Origin of the sequence: Streptomyces doebereineriae, from assembly GCF_031845645.1 — a bacterium.
Lineage (GTDB): Bacteria > Actinomycetota > Actinomycetes > Streptomycetales > Streptomycetaceae > Streptomyces > Streptomyces canus.
Genome location: NZ_JAVREZ010000014.1, coordinates 1 through 19,236 on the forward strand (window position 1 = coordinate 1; position 19,236 = coordinate 19,236).

The 19,236-nt window shown below is 71.6% G+C and carries 15 protein-coding genes and 1 pseudogene; 8 read left to right on the top strand and 8 right to left on the bottom strand.

Annotation, left to right across the window (positions count from 1 at the left end; all coding sequences use genetic code 11):
• A partial coding sequence (locus RNB18_RS33120; RefSeq protein ID WP_311717790.1) for an acyl-CoA dehydrogenase family protein occupies positions 1-444 on the bottom strand: 444 nt, incomplete at its 3' end.
• 1 nt (position 445) lies between these two features.
• Positions 446-1,579, bottom strand: coding sequence for an acyl-CoA dehydrogenase family protein (locus RNB18_RS33125; protein ID WP_311717791.1), 1,134 nt, complete (start codon positions 1,577-1,579; stop codon positions 446-448).
• 139 nt (positions 1,580-1,718) lie between these two features.
• On the opposite strand from RNB18_RS33125, the gene RNB18_RS33130 reads away from it, so the two are divergent.
• Positions 1,719-3,227: a class I adenylate-forming enzyme family protein gene (locus RNB18_RS33130; protein WP_311717792.1), complete on the top strand. Its 1,509-nt coding sequence runs from the start codon at positions 1,719-1,721 to the stop codon at positions 3,225-3,227.
• Here the strand turns inward: RNB18_RS33130 and RNB18_RS33135 are convergent.
• Complete coding sequence (locus RNB18_RS33135) at positions 3,206-3,718, bottom strand: EF-hand domain-containing protein (protein WP_311717793.1); 513 nt, start codon at positions 3,716-3,718, stop codon at positions 3,206-3,208. The two genes, RNB18_RS33130 and RNB18_RS33135, sit on opposite strands and share 22 nt — an antisense overlap.
• Before the next feature lie 173 nt (positions 3,719-3,891).
• Positions 3,892-4,272, bottom strand: a complete 381-nt coding sequence (locus RNB18_RS33140; protein ID WP_311717794.1) for an STAS domain-containing protein — start codon at positions 4,270-4,272, stop codon at positions 3,892-3,894.
• Positions 4,273-4,585: 313 nt separating this feature from the next.
• On the opposite strand from RNB18_RS33140, the gene RNB18_RS33145 reads away from it, so the two are divergent.
• Together RNB18_RS33145 and RNB18_RS33150 are read left to right on the top strand one after the other, a co-directional pair.
• On the top strand, positions 4,586-5,167 hold the full coding sequence (locus RNB18_RS33145; protein WP_311717795.1) for a sigma-70 family RNA polymerase sigma factor: 582 nt from the start codon (positions 4,586-4,588) through the stop codon (positions 5,165-5,167).
• 107 nt (positions 5,168-5,274) lie between these two features.
• Positions 5,275-6,652 (top strand): annotated as a pseudogene (locus RNB18_RS33150) (MDMPI N domain containing protein).
• A 46-nt stretch (positions 6,653-6,698) separates the two neighbouring features.
• Here the strand turns inward: RNB18_RS33150 and purU are convergent.
• Together purU and RNB18_RS33160 are read right to left on the bottom strand one after the other, a co-directional pair.
• A complete protein-coding gene (gene purU / locus RNB18_RS33155; RefSeq protein WP_062044560.1) occupies positions 6,699-7,568 on the bottom strand; it encodes a formyltetrahydrofolate deformylase in 870 nt (289 codons plus the stop codon).
• A 46-nt stretch (positions 7,569-7,614) separates the two neighbouring features.
• Positions 7,615-8,115, bottom strand: coding sequence for an SCO4402 family protein (locus RNB18_RS33160; RefSeq protein ID WP_311717796.1), 501 nt, complete (start codon positions 8,113-8,115; stop codon positions 7,615-7,617).
• Positions 8,116-8,233: 118 nt separating this feature from the next.
• On the opposite strand from RNB18_RS33160, the gene RNB18_RS33165 reads away from it, so the two are divergent.
• A complete protein-coding gene (locus RNB18_RS33165) occupies positions 8,234-9,583 on the top strand; it encodes an ABC transporter substrate-binding protein (RefSeq protein ID WP_311717797.1) in 1,350 nt (449 codons plus the stop codon).
• A 34-nt stretch (positions 9,584-9,617) separates the two neighbouring features.
• Here the strand turns inward: RNB18_RS33165 and RNB18_RS33170 are convergent, their stop codons facing one another.
• Positions 9,618-11,447, bottom strand: coding sequence for a hypothetical protein (locus RNB18_RS33170; protein WP_311717798.1), 1,830 nt, complete (start codon positions 11,445-11,447; stop codon positions 9,618-9,620).
• A gap of 170 nt (positions 11,448-11,617) precedes the next feature.
• Positions 11,618-13,003 carry a tetratricopeptide repeat protein gene (locus RNB18_RS33175; RefSeq protein WP_311717799.1) on the bottom strand — a complete coding sequence of 462 codons (1,386 nt, stop codon included), beginning with the start codon at positions 13,001-13,003 and terminating at the stop codon, positions 11,618-11,620.
• Between the two features lie 457 nt (positions 13,004-13,460).
• On the opposite strand from RNB18_RS33175, the gene RNB18_RS33180 reads away from it, so the two are divergent.
• From RNB18_RS33180 to RNB18_RS33195, 4 genes are all read left to right on the top strand, one after another.
• Entirely contained in the window at positions 13,461-14,123 is a 663-nt protein-coding gene (locus tag RNB18_RS33180) for a bifunctional DNA primase/polymerase (protein WP_311717800.1), read from the top strand.
• A gap of 36 nt (positions 14,124-14,159) precedes the next feature.
• A complete protein-coding gene (locus RNB18_RS33185; RefSeq protein ID WP_311717801.1) occupies positions 14,160-14,930 on the top strand; it encodes an ABC transporter ATP-binding protein in 771 nt (256 codons plus the stop codon).
• Positions 14,927-16,516 carry a transporter gene (locus RNB18_RS33190; RefSeq protein WP_311717802.1) on the top strand — a complete coding sequence of 530 codons (1,590 nt, stop codon included), beginning with the start codon at positions 14,927-14,929 and terminating at the stop codon, positions 16,514-16,516. Before RNB18_RS33185 ends, RNB18_RS33190 begins: the two co-directional genes overlap by 4 nt.
• A gap of 117 nt (positions 16,517-16,633) precedes the next feature.
• On the top strand, positions 16,634-19,171 hold the full coding sequence (locus tag RNB18_RS33195; RefSeq protein WP_311717803.1) for a hypothetical protein: 2,538 nt from the start codon (positions 16,634-16,636) through the stop codon (positions 19,169-19,171).
• Positions 19,172-19,236 lie beyond the last annotated feature (65 nt).

Below are 19,236 nucleotides of genomic sequence, written 5' to 3' on the forward strand. Positions count from 1 at the left end.
TCCTGGAACCCGGTGCAGCGGCGTCAGCGGGTCCACGGACCGCAGCGATACGGCCGCCGTGGCGTCCCCGCGTACGACGTCCGCCTCGGACAGCCACTCGACCAGCCCGCCGCTGTCGACGTCCGTCACCACCGCCTCGCCGGAGGCCGCCCCCGGTACCGTGCCCGCCGCGAGGTGGGTCGCCACCAGTGGCCCCGGCAGCAGGGCCCGCCCGGCCTCCTCGAAGACCAACACGGCTTCCGGCAAGCCCAGCCCGACCCCGCCGTCCGCCTCCGGTACCCGCAGCGCGAAGAACCCGGCCGCACCCAACTCCCGCCACAGCGCCCGGTCCAGACGGGGTTCCTCCGCGGCGGCCCGCTGCGCAGCCCCGTCGTAGCGCCGTGCGAGCAGCTCCCGCATCCCGGCGCGCAACGCCTTCTGGTCCTCGGTCAGTTGAAAGCGCACGTCAACGCCCCTTCGGCAGCCCGAGGATCCGCTCGGCCACGATGTTCCGCTGAATCTGCGAGGTCCCGGCCGCGATCGTGTACGACAGCGAGGACAGCCGGTCGAGCACCCAGGGCCGGTCGAGATCCAGACTGTCCGGCCCCAGTACGTCCGCAGCGGTGTCGTACAACTCCTGGCGGGCGTGCGAGTAGCGGAGTTTGAAAACCGAACCCCCCACCCCCGGCACCCCGCCACTCGCCTCGGCCTCGCTCACGTTCCACTGCGTCAGCCGCCACAGCGCACGGAACTCGGCGTTCAGCCGCCCCAGCCGCCGCCTCAGCACGGGATCGTCCCAGCGCCCGTTCTCCCGTGCCGTACGGGCGAGTTCGCCCAGCACCCGCCGGCAGGCGACGACCTCGCCCACGAAGGCCGTACCGCGCTCGAAGGACAGCGTCACCATGGTCACGCGCCAGCCGTCGTTCTCCTCGCCCACCCGGTTCGCCACCGGCACCCGCACCTCGTCGAGGAACACCTCGGCGAACTCGGCGGAACCGGCGAGCGTGCGCAAGGGGCGCACCACGACACCGGGCGAGGACATGGGCATCGCGAGCCAGGTGATGCCCTTGTGCTTCGGAGCCGCCGGATCCGTCCGCACCAGCAGCTCGCACCAGTCGGCCACTTCGGCATGCGAGGTCCAGATCTTGGACCCGGTCACCACATAGTCGTCGCCGTCCCTACGCGCGCGCGTGCGCAGTGCCGCGAGATCGCTCCCGGCGTCCGGTTCGCTGAACCCCTGGCACCAGACCTCCTCGCCCCGCAGGATCGGCGGCAGCCAGCGTGCCCGCTGTTCGGCGGTGCCCTCGGCGGCGATCGTCGGTCCCGCGTGGAGCAGTCCGACGAACCCGGCGCCCACATAGGGCGCGCCCGCGGCCTCCGTCTCCTCCAGGAAGATCAGCCGCGTGGTGGGCGACGCGTCCCAGTGCACGTGGGCGTACCCGGCGTCGTACAGCATGCGCTGCCAGCCGAGGTCGTAGGTCCGGCGCCCGGGCCAGTCCTCCGGGGACGGCTTCGGGGGCAGCGTGGGGAGCGCCTTGGCGAGCCACTCCCGCAGCCGCGCCCGGAACTCCTCCTCTTCCGGCGTGTACGCGAGATCCATGACGGCACTCCATATCTGATAACCCGTCAGATACCGCTCGCACCGGAAGGCTAAGTCCCGCACCCCTGGACCGACAAGGCGTCCCGCCCTACGCTCTGCCCACGATCTGACTACCCGTCAGCTCCACTAGGGGGCCGCCGTGACCGACACCGCCCACGCGCTCAGCGCGTCCCGCACCCTCTGGGAGCTGGTCGCCCGCCGCGCCGACCTGACCCCCGACCGCCGGGCCCTCCTCCAGGACGACCGCACCCTCACCTTCGGCGGGCTGCACGCGCGTGCCGAGCGGGTGGCGGCCGGCCTGTACGACATGGGCGTACGCCCCGGCACGGTCGTCGCCTGGCAACTGCCCACCCGTATCGAGACAGCCCTGCTCTCCTTCGCGCTCGCCCGTCTGGGCGCCGTACAGTCGCCCGTCATCCCCTTCTACCGGGACCGCGAAGTCGGCTTCGCCCTGAGGGAGTCGAAGGCGGAGTTCTTCGCGGTACCGGGCGTCTGGCGCGGCTTCGACCACACGGAGATGGCCCGGCGGCTCGGCGCGAAGGGGATCTTCGAGGCGTACGACGACCTCCCCGACGGCGATCCGGCCGTCCTGCCCGCCCCGCCCGCCGACGGCACCTCCGTCCGGTGGATCTACTGGACCTCGGGAACCACCTCCGACCCCAAGGGCGTTCTGCACACGGACCGGTCGCTGATCGCGGGCGGCTCCTGCCTCGCGCACGCGCTGCGCCTGACGGCGGACGACGTGGGGTCGATGGCCTTCCCGTACGCGCACATCGCGGGCCCGGACTACACCGTGATGCTGCTGCTGTACGGCTTCCCGGCGGTGATGTTCGAGCAGTTCGCCCTGCCGGAGGCGCTGGCGGGATACCGCCGCCACGGGGTGACGGTGGCGGGCGGTTCGACGGCGTTCTACTCGATGTTCCTCACCGAGCAGCGCAAGCGGCCGGGCGAGCAGATCATCCCCTCCCTGCGGCTGCTCGCGGGCGGCGGGGCGCCCAAGCCGCCGGAGGTCTATCACGCCGTCGTACGGGAGCTGGGGGTGCAGCTGACGCACGGGTACGGCATGACCGAGGTACCGATGATCACCATGGGCGATCCGGACGACACGGTGGAGAACCTGGCGACCACCGAGGGACGGCCGCCGGAGGGGATGTCCGTGCGGATCGTGGACGGGGAGGTGCGGCTGAAGGGGGAGGCGGTGTGTCAGGGGTATCTCGACCCGTCCCAGACGGCGGAGGCCTTCGACGAGGAGGGCTACCTGCGCACAGGTGATCTCGGACGACTCACGGGCACCGGCCACCTGGTCCTCACCGGACGGCTCAAGGACGTGATCATCCGCAAGGGCGAGAACATCTCGGCGAAGGAGATCGAGGACCTGCTGGCCGCGCATCCGGCCGTCGGGGACGTCGCGGTGATCGGTCTGCCGGACGCCGAGCGCGGGGAACGCGTGTGTGCCGTGGTGGAGCAGCCCGAGGGGGCCGGGAAGTTGACCCTGGACGCCGTGACGGCGTATCTGCGCGCGGAAGGGCTGTCGACCCACAAGCTGCCGGAGCAGGTGGAGGTCGTGGACGCCCTCCCGCGCAACGAGACCCTGCGGAAGGTCCTGAAATACAAGCTCAGGGAGCGCTATTCGGGCACGGTGAAGTAGCGGGCGAAGGCGGGCACGATCTCGTCCTCGCCGACCTTGCCGTCGCCGTCGGCGTCCAGGGTGGCCGCGGCGGCCCGCGCGATGTCCTCGCTCACACCGAGGATCCTCAGCACGCGCGCGGTGTCCTCGACGGTGGCGCGGCCGTCGCCGTCCTGGTCCGCGACGGCGAGCGCGGCGTGCAGGAAGGGGCGGGCGATCTCGGCGAAGCGCTCCGGGTTGTCGCGCAGCCGCTTGACCGCGCCGTTCACGAACTCGTCCCGGGTGATCCGCTGGTCGCCGTCCCGGTCCGCGATCCCGGCCATGCCCTGCCAGAAAGCCTCCGCGCCGACGTACAGCGCCTGTCCCTTGTCGGAGCGTGCCGCGACACCGAACTCCGTGAGCAGGGCCTTGGCCGCCACGTTGAAGTCCTCGCGGTCGATGTAGCCGTTGCCGTCCTGGTCGAAGGTGACGAACCGGCCGGCGATCCTGCGCTCGTACTCGCTGCTGACCATGTCTCTTCGGGCCGCCTCACATCACATCGGGTGCATCTCGCACGGAGCGTACGACGCGGGCGGCGCCCCGGGGGCCGGAAGGCGGCGCCTGTGCCAAGACCGGGGGAATTTCGGGACAACGGTGTGGCAGTCGGGGTGCCCCAGGTCACAACCGGGCGAGTTTACTGACGCGCTCAGGCCGACAGTGGTCCCGCCTCCTCGTCGGTCGCCGAGTCCAGGTCCGGGTGGACCTCGAACAGGCGGCGGACGCCGAGGGCGCCGAGGACGCGGTTGACGTGCGAGCCGTCGGCGGCGCCCTGGGCCGGGAGGATCAGGCGCAGATCGCCCTGGCAGGAGCGGATGAGGCGGCGGGAGGCGATGAGGACGCCGACACCGCTGGAGTCGCAGAAGTACACATCCGAGAGGTCGAGGACGAGACTGTGGCGCCCCTCGGCCACCACGTCGTGGACGCGCTGGCGGAGCACCGGCGAAGTCACCAGATCCAGCTCGCCCGTCACACTGAGCACGGTCCAGTCGCCCTGCTCGTTGCCGGTCACATTGAACGCCACCACCATGCCCTTCGCTCGCCGGAAACAAACGGAAGCCTTTCCTACGCTTCCTTGCAGCGCGGCTGCCCAGCGGCCGTTCCCTGAAACAAAGACCGAGAAACGGAAATCGTTCGAAAGAGGCTTGTTTTAGTCGGCTTCGATCCTGTTCGATCAGGTCTGATCAGCGAGTGGGCGGGTAGGCAAGGTCCACTACCACCTGCGGGCCCCCAGGGGGCGTGCATTGGAACAAAGGGGCGTGCGCTGTCGGAGGTGCCGACTACATTCGAGGAGACGGTGGGCGCAGGCTTGACCCGGACACTTCCAGGGGTGAGGGGGCCGCATGGCGAAGAACGACGCACCGCCCCGCTGGGACCGCAAGATGCAGCAGCGGCTCGCACGCGGTGAGGCGGCCGCCCTCGGCGAGCTCTACGACCGTTTCGCTTCACTCGTGCACGGTCTCGCCCATCGCGTGCTCGGAGACGAGCGCGCCGCCGACGGCATCACACGGGAGGTCTTCGTCCACGTCTGGGAGCACCCCGAGGCCTACGACCCCAAACAGGGCCCACTGCGCTCCTGGGTCGCCGGGCTGACCCACCGCCTGGCCGTGCAGCGGCTGCGCGCCACCGAGACCGCCGCGCTCACCCAGGGCACCGAGGGCTCCACGGAGGAACTGGAGCGCAAGGTGCGCCACGCCTCGGTCGCCGCCCGCGCCGACTACATCGTCCAGTCCATGCCCACCCCGCTGCGGGCCGCCCTGGAGCTGGCCTACTTCCAGCGCCGTGACTACCGCCAGGCGGCCGCCGACCTCAGCATCACCGAGGACGAGGCCCGCCGGCGCCTCCGCCTGGGCCTCCAGCTCCTGTCCACGGCCCACGACACGGGAGCGCCTGGGGCGCCGCCGGGATACGGAGGCGCGGCGTGAGCGGAGCAGACGGTTTCGAGGCGCACGACGAGCAGGACGGGTACGAGGGCAGGGGGGCGCGGGAGGGTTCGGAGGACGGTGGGGTGCTTCCCGAGGACACGGAGAAAATGACCGACGACCTCGGGACCGACGCCGTCGGCACCGGCAGCGCGGCCGACGCCCACGAAGGCGGCCCGGGCGCGGACAAGCACGGCAACGGCGACACGACCCGCGCCGGCACAGACGAGCACGACCCCGCCGACCCCGTGGGCAACCACCCGGACGGCACCGAACCCCACCACCCGCCCCGCATACCGCTCCCCCGCGCCTCCGTCGAGGACACCGGCCGTCCGCTGCCGGTGCTGGAGGAGCCGGTGCCCTCCGCTCCCCTCGTCCTGGAGCACCGTGTGCTGAAGGCGCTGCTCGGGGCGTGCGTGGGCGCTGGCCGCGTGTTCGGCGGAGGAGACGGCCGCCGTGGAGGACCACCTCGGCGTCTGCGGCGCCTGCGCCGACGAGGCACTGCGGCTGCGCGGGGCGGTGGGCCTGCTGCAGCGCCCGGAGAGCCTCGACCTGGACCCGGGCCTGCGCACCCGCGTCCTCGACGGCTGCCTCGACCGGCGTCCGCCGCGCATCCCGATGCCCGAGTGGGCCACGCCGTACGACGCCGAGACCGCCCGCCTCGACGCCCTGCTGCAGGACTTCGGCGACGCCGAGTGGCACGCGCCCGTGCGGCTGCGCTGGTTCGACGCCGACGAGGCGACGAGCCGCCGTACGACGGTCGCCGGGGTCATAGCCCACCTGCTGTCGGTCGACGGCCTCGTCGCGGTCGCCCTGGGCCTGGACGACCCGATGGGCGAGGTCCCCGCGGACGCGCCCACACCGGCCGGCCGCACCGAGGCGTACTGGCGCGCGTCGCACTTCCCGCCGACCCGCTCCGTCCGGACCCCCTGGCGCGAGCAGAGCCACGACCTCGTCCGCACGGTGTCGTTCACCGGCGGCACCTCCGGCAAACTCGAGGTGGCCTACGGCGACTTCGTCCTCCCCCTCCACGACGCGATGCTGGACCGCGCCTTCGAGTGCTGGGTCCACGCGGAGGACATCGCGGAGGCGGTCGACTACCCGTACGAGCCACCGTCCCCCCGTCATCTCAACCGCATGATCGACCTGGCGGCCCGTGTGTTGCCCGCGGTGCTGGCGGAACGGCGGCAGAAGGGCTTGGCGTCACCGGCCCACGGACGGCATCTCGTGAGCGCCGGCGGCCCTGGCCGCACTCTGCGTCTGGAGATCGAGGGGCTGGGTGGGGGTGAGTGGCTGATCCCCCTGGACTCCCCGGCGGCCGTGGGTTCGGCGGAGCACGAGGTGGCTCATGTGGCGCTGGACGGCGTGGAGTTCTGCCAGCTGGCCGCGGGCCACGTGCCGCCTGCGGAGGCTGCGGCGGGGCAACTGGGTGATCGCGAGGCGATCAGGGACGTACTGTTCGCGGCGGCGAGCTTGAGCCGGATGTAGGGGCGGGCAGCGCTTTCGTCGGGCGGCGCGCAGAACCCCTGAGTTCTTAGGCGAAAACGACCGTCCGCCGCCCGTTCAGCAGAATCCTGCGCTCGGCGTGCCACTTCACGGCCCGCGCCAGCGCCTGGCACTCCACGTCCCGCCCGATCGCGACGAGCTGGTCCGGCGTCACGCCATGCCCCACCCGCTCGACCTCCTGCTCGATGATCGGCCCCTCGTCGAGGTCCGCGGTCACATAGTGCGCCGTCGCCCCGATCAGCTTGACCCCCCGCGCATGAGCCTGGTGATACGGCTTCGCGCCCTTGAAGCTCGGCAGGAACGAGTGGTGGATGTTGATGATCCTGCCGCTGAGCTGCTTGCACAGATCGTCGGACAGCACCTGCATGTACCGGGCGAGCACGACGAGCTCGACGTCCTGCTCGCGCACCAGCTCCAGCAGCCGCGCCTCCGCTTCGGCCTTGTTCTCCCGCGTCACCGGAATGTGGTGGAAGGGAATGTTGTACGACCCCACGAGCTCAGCGAAGTCGGTGTGATTGGAGACCACCGCGGCGATCTCCACCGGCAGCGCACCGATGCTCGCGCGGAAGAGCAGGTCGTTCAGGCAGTGCCCGAACTTGCTGACCATCAGCACGACCCGCATCCGGTCCTCGACCCGGTTGATCTGCCAGTCCATGTGGAAGGAGTCACCGATCGCGGCGAACGACGCCCGCAGCTTGTCCACCCGCACCGGCGCCTCCGCCGAGAAGTGGACGCGCATGAAGAACAGACCCGTGTCGTGGTCGCCGAACTGCTGGCTGTCCTCGATGTTGCAGCCGGTCATGAAGAGATAGCTCGACACGGCGTGCACGATGCCCTGCTTGTCGGGGCAGGACAGGGTCAGGACGTACTGGTCGGCGGGGGCGGACTGCTCGTTCATGCAGGACAGGGTCGCATATCCACCGGTGCGGCAGACATCGCGTCCGTCACGCGGACCGGGTCATGATCTGCAGCACCTCGAGCGTGCGCGGCGGCCCGTCCGGGTCCTCCCCGTCGGCCGTCGCCATGCGCACGTGCGCGTCCCGCGCCGCCCGCACCGCGTCCGGCCATCCCGGGTTCTGCATGTACACGGAGACGGGGGCGTCGGGACCGACCTGGTGCATGATCCGCAGCACCCGCAGGACGGCGGTGTCGACGAGGGCCGCCTCCTGGGAGTCCCGGAAGATCGTGCCCACGTATTTCTCGGCGGACCAGTTGTCCAGCCAGGTGTCCTCGACGAGTCGGTACACGGCGTCGGTGACGTCCCCGTACCCCTCGACGCCGGCCAGCCAGACGTTCTGCTGGAACCCTGGGTCGGAGAGCATGTGCAGCGCGGAGCGCACATTGCTGCGCCAGCGCCACCACGGCATGTCGTTCAGTGGCATGCCGCCCATGGTGGAGGAGCGACGGCCGCGACGGGAAGAGTTCTCCGAACCTTGCACGGTCACCGATCGTACGTTCTTCCCCCATACGTGCCTCACAGGCCCCCGCTGTTCACCTTTACGTCACCCTTCATCTACCGAGGGTCACTCCCGAGTTGGCGATGTGACGGAAGCGTGTGGGTCCATGACCGGCAGGCGACGCATCCGCAGCACCTTCCTCCCCCAGCACCACCGGCCCGTCAGAGCCACCGCCCTCGCGGCGGGGGCACTGGTGGCGTGTGCTTCCCTCGCCGTCGGTTGCGGGGTCGTCCCCGGCACCACGGGGGGTTCCGGGGACGGCCCGATCAAGGTCATGACCTGGGCCCCGTCGGACACCAAGGCGACCAACAAGCCCGGCATGCCCGCCTTCGCCCAGGCGTACGCCCGCTGGATCAATTCCAAGGGCGGCATCAACGGCCGTAAGCTCACCGTCCTGACCTGCAACGACCACAACGACGGGGTGTCCGCGGCGAAATGCGCCCGGCGCGCGGTCAAGGAGAACGTCGTCGCGGTCGTCGGCTCCTACAGCCAGTACGCCGACTCCTTCTTCCCGCCCCTCGAAGGCGCGGGCATCCCCTACATAGGCGGCTACGGCGTCACCAACGCCGAGTTCACCAGCCCGCTGTCCTACCCCGTCAACGGCGGCCAGCCCACCCTGCTGGCCGGCCTCGGCAAGGCGCTCGCCACGGCCTGCGGCAACGTCACCCTCGTACGGCCCGACACCATCGCGGGCGACGAGCTGCCCGTCCTGCTGGACTCCGGGCTGACCACCGGCGGCCACCGGGCCGCGGGTGACGTGCGGGCGGCGGACGACGCCACCGAGTACTCGGCGCAGTCGACGAAGGCGCTCGACGGCTCGACGTCCGGCACCCCGGCTTCCGGCTCGGTCTCCGGCTCGAAGGAGGGGTGCGTGGTGCCCGCGCTCGGCGACCGCACCAGCACCTTCATGGACTCCTTCCGGCGCGCCCGGGAGGAGTACCCGCAGGTGCGCACGGCCATGGCGATGGGCAGCGTCGACCAGACGGTGATCGACGCGTCCGGCGGGGCGTCGGGACCCTACGAGGGGTCGTACATCACCGGCTGGTACCCCGTGGAGAGCGATGCCCGCTGGGCCGCGATGAAGAAGGTCATCGACAAGGCGGCCTTCGGCGACAACCGCATCGACTCGGCGGACGCGGGGGTGCAGACCACCTGGATCGCCTACACGGTGTTCACGAAGGCCGTCGAGTCGCTCGGCAGCGGCGAGGTGTCCGCCGGCAGCATCCGCGCCACCCTCAACAACGGCCTCAAGATCCCGACCGGCGGTCTGACGCCCACCCTCCGGTGGACCACCCGGGACACCTGGAGCTCCACCGACGACCTCGCCTCGGTCGGCTTCCCGCGCATGGTCAACGCCCATGTGACGCTCCAGGTGGTGCGCCAGGGCCAGCTCGTGGCGGCACGCAAGGGCTTCACCGACGTGACGACGACACTCCAGAACGCGGACGTCAACTGACCCGCGGGGGGCCGGGACGCCCCCCGCGGACCGCTCACAGCTGGGTCGCCGTGCGTTCGGTCAGGCTGTACTTCCTGGCGATCGCGTTCCACAGCCGGGCCGCCTTGGCCTTCTCGGTGCTGGCGGTGCCACTGTCCCGGTTGCCGGCCTGGGTCTGGCCCGTGGTGCGGGCCTGGCCCTTCTTGCAGCCCTTCTTGCCGGCGGACTGGTCCGCCCAGGCCGCGTAGTGGTTGTCGGCGGACGCGGACGCCTGCCAGGCCTTGGTGAGGGCGTCGGTCAGCTCGGCGTGGCTCGGCAACTGGTCGACGGGGAGCGCCTTGAGCCGGGTCACCAGGCCGGTGCGCTGGGCCGCCGCGTCCCGCAGGTCCTGGGCCGCCTGGCCGAGGTTCTTGCAGGACTTCACGTTCGCCACCGCGCTGATCACCGAGGAACGGCTGTTGCCACTGTCGGCGAGCAGCTTGTCCAGCTCGGCGGCCTGCGCCTTCGCGGGATCGGCGGAAGGAGAGGCGGAGCCGTCGGTCGCGGGGGCCGTCGCCGACACGGTCTGGTTCTTGTCGCCCCCGTCGTCGCCCCCGCCCCCTGCGAGCAGCGCGCCCGCACCGATGCCGAGCACGACGATCCCGATGCCCACAGCCGCGATGACCGGCACCCGCGAGCGCCTGCGGCCGCCTCGGTCGCCGTCGTCGTAGACGTCACCGCCCGGCGGGCCGTACGGCGGCTGGGCACCGTATGACGGCTGCTGGGCGCCGTACGACGGCTGCTGGGCGCCGTACGACGGCTGCTGGGCCCCGTACGCGGGCGGTACGGCCTCGGGCTGGGCGAACCGTGGCATCTGCTGCGTGGACGCGGCCCCGCCGTCACCGCCCGGCCCACCGCGGAAGAGGTTGTCGAACTCGGAGGGCGGCTGCCGTTCCCCCCCGTAGGGCGCGCCGGGGGCCTGCCCGGGCACGGGCGCGATGAACTGCGTGGCCTCGGCGTCGGGGCCGCTCGGCGCGCTGGGCGGGAACGGGCCGGCGCCGGGGGCCGCGTGCTGCGGGGGCTGCGCGCCGTACGGGGACTGCGGCTGCTGCCTCGGGTAGTGCGCCGCCTCGGCGGACACCTCGGGCGGGAGCGCGCCGGGGCGGACGGGCGGGAGGTACTGGGTGGCCCCCTCGGGGGCGGCCGTGACCGGCGGTATGAACTGCGTGGCGCCCTCGTCGGCGGGCGGCAGGGGCGCGGAGGCGGGTATGCCGGGGCCCGACGGGAGGGGCCGGCCCACGGGCGGGAGGTAGTAGGAGGTCGGCTCGTTGGAGTCATAGCCCGGCGCGGGCTGCTGCTGCGGTGCACCGGCCCCGGGAGCCTCGTAGGGCGCGACCTGGCCCTGCTGCGGGGGCAGCGGCTGGGACTGGGGGGCGGGCCGGCCGACGGGCGGCAGGTAGTACGAGGTCGGTTCGTCCGTGTCGTAACCCGGCGCGGGCTGCGGCTGGGACTGGGGCGGCATGCCGCCGGGCGGCTGGGGCGTGCCCCAGGTCTGGGTGGGCGGCTGCGACCAGTCCTGGGCCTGCGGCTGGTCCTGGCTCTGCTCGGCCTGCCCCTGCTGCTGGCCGGGGCCCCACGGGGTGCCCCACGCCTGGCCGCCGGGCGGCTGGCCGTAGGACGGGGCGCCGGAACCCTGGCCGTACGCCGCGTCGGGCGCCTGGCCGGACGGGCCCGGCTGCGGAGGGCCGCCGTATCCGCCCTGCTGCGGGGGGCCGTATCCGGGCTGCGGACCGCCGTGTCCACCCGTCTGTCCCGGCAGCAGGGGTTCCCCGCCGTCGGAGGGCAGCACGATGCCTTCGCGCGCTTCGCGCGCCGAGGGCTGCTCGCCCTGTCCACTCTGCGTCACCGGGACTCCTACTGATGCGGGAACTTCGGAATCGTCGGTTCACGCTACCGGGTCCTCCGAGCCCGGTGCCACGTAGCACAGGACGTGACCTGCGTCCCTGTGACCGCAGTAACAAATCCCGGGAGATCACGTGACAGTTCCGGGCCCGCATCCGCTGTATACGTCCTCCTTTACGCGGCCGCCTGAAGGTCCAGCCGGGCCCCGAACTCCCTTACGACGGGCTCGTCCCGGAACGGCTCGAGGCGCTGCTGGAAGTCGTCGAGGTACTCCGCACCCCGGTTGGAGCGCACGGTCTCCAGCAACTCGACCGCTTTCAGGCCGGTGTTGCAGGCCTGTTCGATCTCGCGCTGCTGCACCTGCGCGGAGGCGAGCAGGACCAGACCGATGGCCCGCCGGCGCGCCTTGTTCTCGGGAAGCCCGTCCAGGGACTCCTGCGCGCACCGCGCCGCCGCCTCGGCCTGGCCGAGGTCACGGTGGCAGTGGGCCAACTCGTCGGCCAGATAGGCCTCGTCGAAGTGCGCGATCCAGGCGGGGTCGTCGCCGGAGGAGGGGTCCGCCGCCTCCAGCGCGTGCACGGCCCGACCGGACGCCGCCTGGGTGGCCCGCGCGTCGCCCATGAGTGCGTGCCCGCGGGCCTCCGCCGCGTAGAACATCGCCTCCGCGCGCGGTGTCACACGACCCCGCGCCCCCTCCTGCGCCGCCCGAGCCAACTGGGCGATCTCGCGCGGATTCCCGAGCTGCGCGGCGAGGTGGCTCATGGACGCGGCGAGCACATAGCCGCCGTATCCGCGGTCGCCCGCCGCCTGCGCGAGCCGCAGCGCCTGGATGTAGTACCGCTGGGCCAGGCCCGGTTGCCCGGTGTCGATCGCCATGTACCCGGCGAGCTCCGTCAACCGGGCCACCGCGGCGAACAGTTCACGCCCGATCGCCTCCCGGTACGACCCCGCGAGCAGCCCGGAGACCACGCTGTTGAGGTAGTGCACCACGACCGGGCGCACATGCCCGCTGCCGTACTGGTGGTCGAGGTCGACGAGCGCCTGGGTCATCGCGCACACGGCCGCCACGTCGGACTGCCCCACGCGCGGGCCCGCCTGGCGCGCCACCTGCGAGTCGGGCGAGGAGATCAGCCAGTCGCGGCTCGGCTCCACCAGCGCGGACGCGGCGACCGAGGAGCCGGACAGGAAGTCCCGGCGACCCACGTCACTGCGCCACAGCTCACACACCTGCTCGATGGCGCCCAGTACGGTCGGCGAGAACTGGAGCCCGACGCCGGAGGCGAGGTTCTTGCCGTTGGCCATGCCGATCTCGTCGATCGTGACGGTACGGCCGAGTTTGCGCCCGAGGGCCTCCGCGATGATCGCCGGCGCCCTGCCCCGCGGCTGTTGTCCGCGCAGCCAGCGTGCCACGGACGTCTTGTCGTAGCGCAGGTCGAGGCCGTGCTCGGCGCCGCACATGTTGACCCGGCGGGCGAGCCCGGCGTTCGAGCACCCCGCCTCCTGAATGAGCGCCTGCAGCCGTTCGTTCGGCTGCCGCGCGACGAGAGGCCTTGCGGCCATTGGCGTACCCCCTGTGGCTGCGGTGCCTGCCCACGCACCGAGTTGACGTGTCTTCCACCGGATCGGTCCGTCGGATCCCTTCGAACCCACCGAAAAGATCCGGCCGTGAAGATCAATGCCCCACCAAGACGTCTAAAATGCGAGGCATGCGAGGATTGCCGGGGTAAAGGCAGAAGCCTGCCCCCCTCGTGGTTACCCAGCCCACGCCCCGGTTCCTCTCGCGCGCCCCCACACGTGCATCCATGCGCCCCAGTTGCCCGATCAATGCTCCTCCCCCGCGCGCGCAGGTCCTGGCGTCGGACCGGCTCCGTCCGCCTGCAGGGCGCGCCTCACGGCCGACGACGGCAATCCCCCGCGCGAGCGCAGCGGAGCACGCCGGAATACGCGCCGGCATCACGCGGCAGAAGTCGGTCCGACGCCGGTGCCCTGGCCGTAACCCGAGGTGGGCGCTGGAGTTGTGCTGAGCGTGGAAGAGACGATCGCGGGCACCGAAGCCGTTCAGATTCCGAAGCAGCGCGGGGAATCGCTGTTGGAGACAGCCGTTCGATACGCCGAGGAGCGCCACTGGGACGTCTTCCCCGGCACCTGGCTAAAAGCCGTCGACGGGGTGCAGCGGTGTTCCTGCGGTGACGCCGCGTGCGCCGTGCCCGGGGCACACCCCTCCCGGGAGGACTGGGCGACGCAGGCCACCGGCAGTGCGACGGTCGCGCGCCGGATGTGGCAGAAGCAGCCGACGGCGTCGATTCTGCTGCCGACCGGCCGGACGTTCGACGCGATCTCCGTTCCGGAGACGGCGGGGTTTCTCGCGCTGGCCCGTATGGAGCGGATGGAGTCGACTCTGGGGCCCGTGACGTTGACGCCCGATCGCCGGATGCACTTCTTCGTGTTGCCGGGTGCGTCGGTGAAGGTGCCGGACCTGGTACGGAAGCTCGGCTGGACGCCCTCGTCGCTCGATCTGATCGCGCTGGGGGAAGGGTCGTACGTCGCCGGTCCCCCTACTCGGTATGGGTCGTCCGGTGCCGTGCAGTGGGCCTGCCGTCCGACGCCCGCGAACCGTTGGCTTCCGGATGCCGAGGAGTTGATCTCGCCGCTTGCCTATGCGTGCGGTCGGGACAGGTGACGTGGGTGGTGTCCCGCGCGCCTAAGGTTGGCGTTCATGACGTCGGCTGTGAGTGTGCGTGGGCTCTGGAAGCGGTTCGGGCAGCAGGTTGCTGTCGCCGGGATTGATCTCGAACTGCCTGCTGGGAAGTTCATCGGGCTCGTGGGCCCCAACGGGGCCGGGAAGACCACCACTCTCTCCATGGTCACCGGGCTGCTCCGCCCCGATCAGGGATCTGTCGAGATCGTCGGGCAGGACGTGTGGCGGGACCCGGTGAACGTCAAGGCGCGGATCGGCGTCCTGCCCGAGGGGTTGCGGCTGTTCGAGCGGCTGTCGGGTCGTGAACTGCTCGCCTATTCCGGCCGGTTGCGGGGGCTGCCCGGGACCGAGGTCGACCGGCGGGCCGCTCAGCTGCTCGACGTGCTCGATCTGGCCGCGGCCCAGCACAAACTGGTCGTCGACTACTCGACCGGGATGCGGAAGAAGATCGGGCTCGCGGCGGCCCTGCTCCACAACCCCGAAGTGCTGTTTCTCGACGAGCCGTTCGAGGGCGTCGACCCCGTCTCCGCACAGACCATCCGGGGCGTGCTGGAGCGGTACACGGCGTCCGGCGCCACCGTCGTCTTCTCCTCGCATGTGATGGAGCTCGTGGAGTCCCTGTGCGACTGGGTGGCCGTCATGGCCGCCGGGCGCATCCGCGCCCACGGGCCGCTCGACGAAGTGCGCGGCGGCGCGCCTTCACTGCAACGGGCGTTCCTCGAACTGGTCGGCGCACAGGGGCAGAACACCGGCGCGAACCTCGACTGGCTGGGCGGCGGGGCCCGATGACCGGAGACGTCACCCCGGTCGTCGTACGACTGAAGCTGTCGCTGCTCAGGAACGGCCTGCGGCAGTCCGGCGGGCGGCGGGCCGCCTACATCGCCTCGGCCGTCGCCGTACTCCTCTTCTCCGTCCTCCAGCTGCTCGGCCTGATCGCCCTGCGCGGCAACGAGCACGCCGCCTCCGTCGTCGTCCCGCTGGTCGCCGTGCTGGCGGCCGGCTGGGCCGTGATGCCGCTGTTCTTCCCCGGCGGCGACGAGACCCTCGACCCCACCCGCCTGGTGATGCTGCCGCTGCGGCCCCGGCCCCTCGTACGGGCGCTGCTGGTGGCCTCACTGCTCGGTATCGGGCCGGTGTTCACGCTCTGCATGCTCGTCGGGTCCGTCGTCTCGGTCGCGCACGGGGCGCCGGCGTACGTCGTCTCCGTGCTCGGTGTCGCGCTCGCGCTGCTGGTCTGCGTGGCCCTCGCGCGAGCCGTCGCCGTGGCCAACATCCGGCTGCTGACCAGCCGCAAGGGCCGGGATCTGGCGGTGCTGAGCGGACTGGTCATCGCGGTCGGCGCGCAGGTCGTGAACTTCGGCGCGCAGCGGCTCGGTTCGGGCGGACTCGGGCAGCTGGACGGGCCTGCGGAGGTGCTGAAGTGGATCCCGCCCGCCTCGGCGATCGGGGCAGTCGACTCGGCGAGCGAGGGGTCGTACGGGGTCGCGGCCCTCCAACTGACCCTGTCCGCAGCCGCGTTGGTCGGCCTGCTCGCTCTCTGGTCCCGCCATCTGACCCGGTTGATGACCTCCCCCGACGGCTCCACCCTCCCCTCCTCCCAGGGGGCCGCCCGTGAGCGGAGCTCGACGGGGCTCGCCCGGCTGCTGCCCGCCGGTCGCACCGGCATCGTCATGGAGCGCAGCCTGCGCTATGTGTGGCGCGACCCCAAGACCAAGGCCGCATGGGTGACTTCGCTGGCCATCGGGCTGATCGTGCCGGTGTTCAACGCAGTACAGGGCACGGGGTCCATCTATTTCGCGTGCTTCGCCGCGGGAATGCTCGGCGTGCAGATGTACAACCAGTTCGGGCAGGACACCTCCGCGTTCTGGATGGTCGCGATGACCATCTCCTCGACGCGGGACGCCTACGTCGAACTGCGGGGGCGGGCGCTGGCGTTGCTGGTGATCACATTGCCGTACGCCACCCTCGTCACGGTTCTGACGACCGCGCTGATCGACGACTGGCCGAAGCTGCCCGAGGTGCTCGGCGTGTCCTTCGCGCTGCTCGGGGCGATGCTGGCGACCGGGGCGTGGACGTCGGCACGCTTTCCGTACTCGATTCCGCAGGAGGGCTACAAGAACGTGGCCCCGGGACAGTCCGGTCTCGCGGCAGCCGCCGTCGTCGGAGGGATGGTCTCGGCCGCCCTGCTGTGCGCTCCCGTGATCGCCCTGACGATCTGGGCCAACCTCAGCGCGGACGGCGACGAGTGGAGCTGGATACTGCTGCCGATCGGCGCGGTGTACGGCACCGCGATCACGCTGGGGGGACTACGGCTGGCGGCCCCACGAACGGCACGTCAGCTGCCGGAGATCCTGGTGGCGGTCAGCAAGGGCTGACGGATCGGCGGGGTGACCGGGGCCGGTGTCAGACCCCCTGTCTAGAGTGCACTGTGCGACTCCTGTGAGGTGGACCGGGAAGGTCGCGAAGGGGATCAGGGGCAAGGGGGCTTATTCATGAACGGTGTTCGAAGATCCGTCGGGACGGGGCTGTGCGGGGCGATACTGATCGCGTCCGTGCTGCTCGCGCCTTCAGCCGGGGCGACTCCCTCGGTCGAGGCGGCTCGGGCGACGGCCGGCACAGGGACGGTGCACGCTCAACCGGGCGCTGCGGGCGTCGAGTTGGGCAACGGCGACCGTGTGGACCTGGTCGGCGGCCGGAACCTCCACATCACCGCGGCGGACCGCGCGGAGCGGACCCGTTACTCGGTCGCGTCGCTCGACGGCCGGGTCTCCGTGCGGCCGAGCGCCGAGCGCGCGGCGGACCGGGCACCGGCGAGCCTCGCAGTGCAGCCGGCCGCGACCACCGCCACCGCTTCCGCGGCGACGTACTCCGTCAAGCTGACGATCACGCACGCGAGCGTGGCGAGCAAGCTGTTCTACGTCTGGAATCGCAAGACCTGGACGTCGTACCCGGTCAACAGCGACGCGTACGGTCCGACGTCCAGCGTCAAGCTGCCGCCGGGCGACTACTTCGCGGTGGCGCTGCACAACGACTGGCTCCAGCCGAGCTATCTGCTCGCCCAGTCCTTCACGGTCGGCTCGGCCGCCAGAACGGTGAACTTCGACCAGCGGGCCGCCAAGGAGACCGGCATCCGCACCGACGACACCACCGCCACCCGGCAGTCCGCGGCGGTCTGGCTGAGCGTGCCGGGCGGTGACCTGGCGGGCTTCGCCGGCTCCGACGACGCCAAGGTGTACGTCACGCCGTTCACCATGCCGGGCGTCTCGCTGCGCATCCACGACGTCCTGGCGAAGAAGGGCTCCTCGGCGAACGTCCCGAGCCCCTACCGCTACGACCTCACCCACAGCTTCACCACCACCGTGCCGACCTCGCCGGTCAAGAAGGTCACCAGGGCTTCCCTGGCCAGGACCGTCACCCAGGTAGGCGCCCCCGGCACCCGCACGACCGCAGTCCTCCAGTCGGTGCCCTTCTTCGGCGAGTGGACCGGCGTCTACATCGGCACCGCCGTGCCGGTGGCCGGTTCCGTCACCGAGTACGTCACCCCGGGCGTCGAGTACGGCCGGCTCCTGGACTACGGCACCTTCGACCAGTACCTCGACCTGGCCGCCCGCACCCTGCCCGCGGGCACCAGCGCGGGCGAGACGGTGGGCGCGGCCCCGCTCCAGCCCGTGCTCGGCGAGTTCACCGCCTCGGAGCTCTACAACCGCAGGTTCTACCTGGACGAGGGAAGCGCGTTCGGTGACGCCGACGGCCACCAGGGAACCGACGGCCGCGCGCGGTCCTCGTACCGGGTGACGGGCGAGGACGGCGTCGTCTACGCCGACGGTTCCGGCATCGACGCGTACCACTCGCTGAGCTCCTCGGCGCTGCCGGCGCGCGAGCAGTCGTACACCCTGCAGCAGACCGTGCACCGCCGGGTGCCGTACGCGCGGCTGACCACGGACGTGCGCAACACGTGGACGTTCCGCTCCAGCAGCACCTCCGCGGGTGTCGCCGGGCCTGCGCTCCCGCTCATCGACGCCCAGGTGAAGGTCCTGGGCCTCGACGCCTCGGGCCGGGCCGCAGCCGGGACCGTGCGGGTCGCCGCGACCGCGACCACCCGCAACGCCGACGCGGACACCGCGCACACCCGCGTCACCGGCCTCGCCGCCTCCACCGACGGCGGCACGACCTGGACCGACCTGCCGCCGGCGGCGGACGGTTCGGCGCCGTACGCCGTCCCGGCCGGCGCCGCCTACGTCACCCTGCGCGTCACCGCCGTCGACGACCAGGGCGGCAGCCTCGACCGCACCCTCGTGCGGGCCTTCGCGGGCCCCGCCCGGCAGGGCGACGAGACGGTCGGCTCGACCCGGATCTCCAACGTCGTCGTCAACGGCGGCAAGCCGGTCCGGCTCCACGACCAGCCGCTCCAGGAGTTCACGGCGAAGTTCACCGCCACCGACCCGTCCGGCATCGCGAGCGGCGACATGTACCTGTACAAGGGGTCGTACGACGCCCCGAGCGCGGTCCTCTACGGCACCTGGCCCGCGTCCTGCACCAAGGTCGACGCGACGACGGCGACCTGCACGGCCCAGTTCGCCTACATCTGGCCCCGCTGGAACTTCGGGCGCAACGCCCTCGCCGGCACCTGGAACGCGGCCGCCTGGGCCGAGTCCGCCGACGGCGGCGGGTACACCGACCGGCACGCGGTGAAGTCGGTGCCGGTGCTGCGGGACGCGGCGATCACCGTCAACGCCTCCCCGGAGCCCGTCGCCAAGAACAAGACCCTCACCGTCACCGGGAAGCTCTCCCGTGCCGACTGGGAGACCCTCGGCGGCTTCCACGGGTACGTGGGCCAGAAGGTCCAACTGCAGTTCCGCAAGAAGAGCGCGACCACGTACACGACCGTGAAGACGGTCACGACGAACAGCACCGGAAACCTGCAGACCACGGTCAAGGCGACCACCGACGGCTACTGGCGCTACAGCTTCGCGGGCAGCACCACGACCGCGACCGCCACGGCCGGCGGCGACTACGTCGACGTGCGCTGATCCTTCCGGCCCCCGGCGGACACGGTCCGCCGGGGGTCTCGCGTCCGTCAGGAATACGAGGGCGC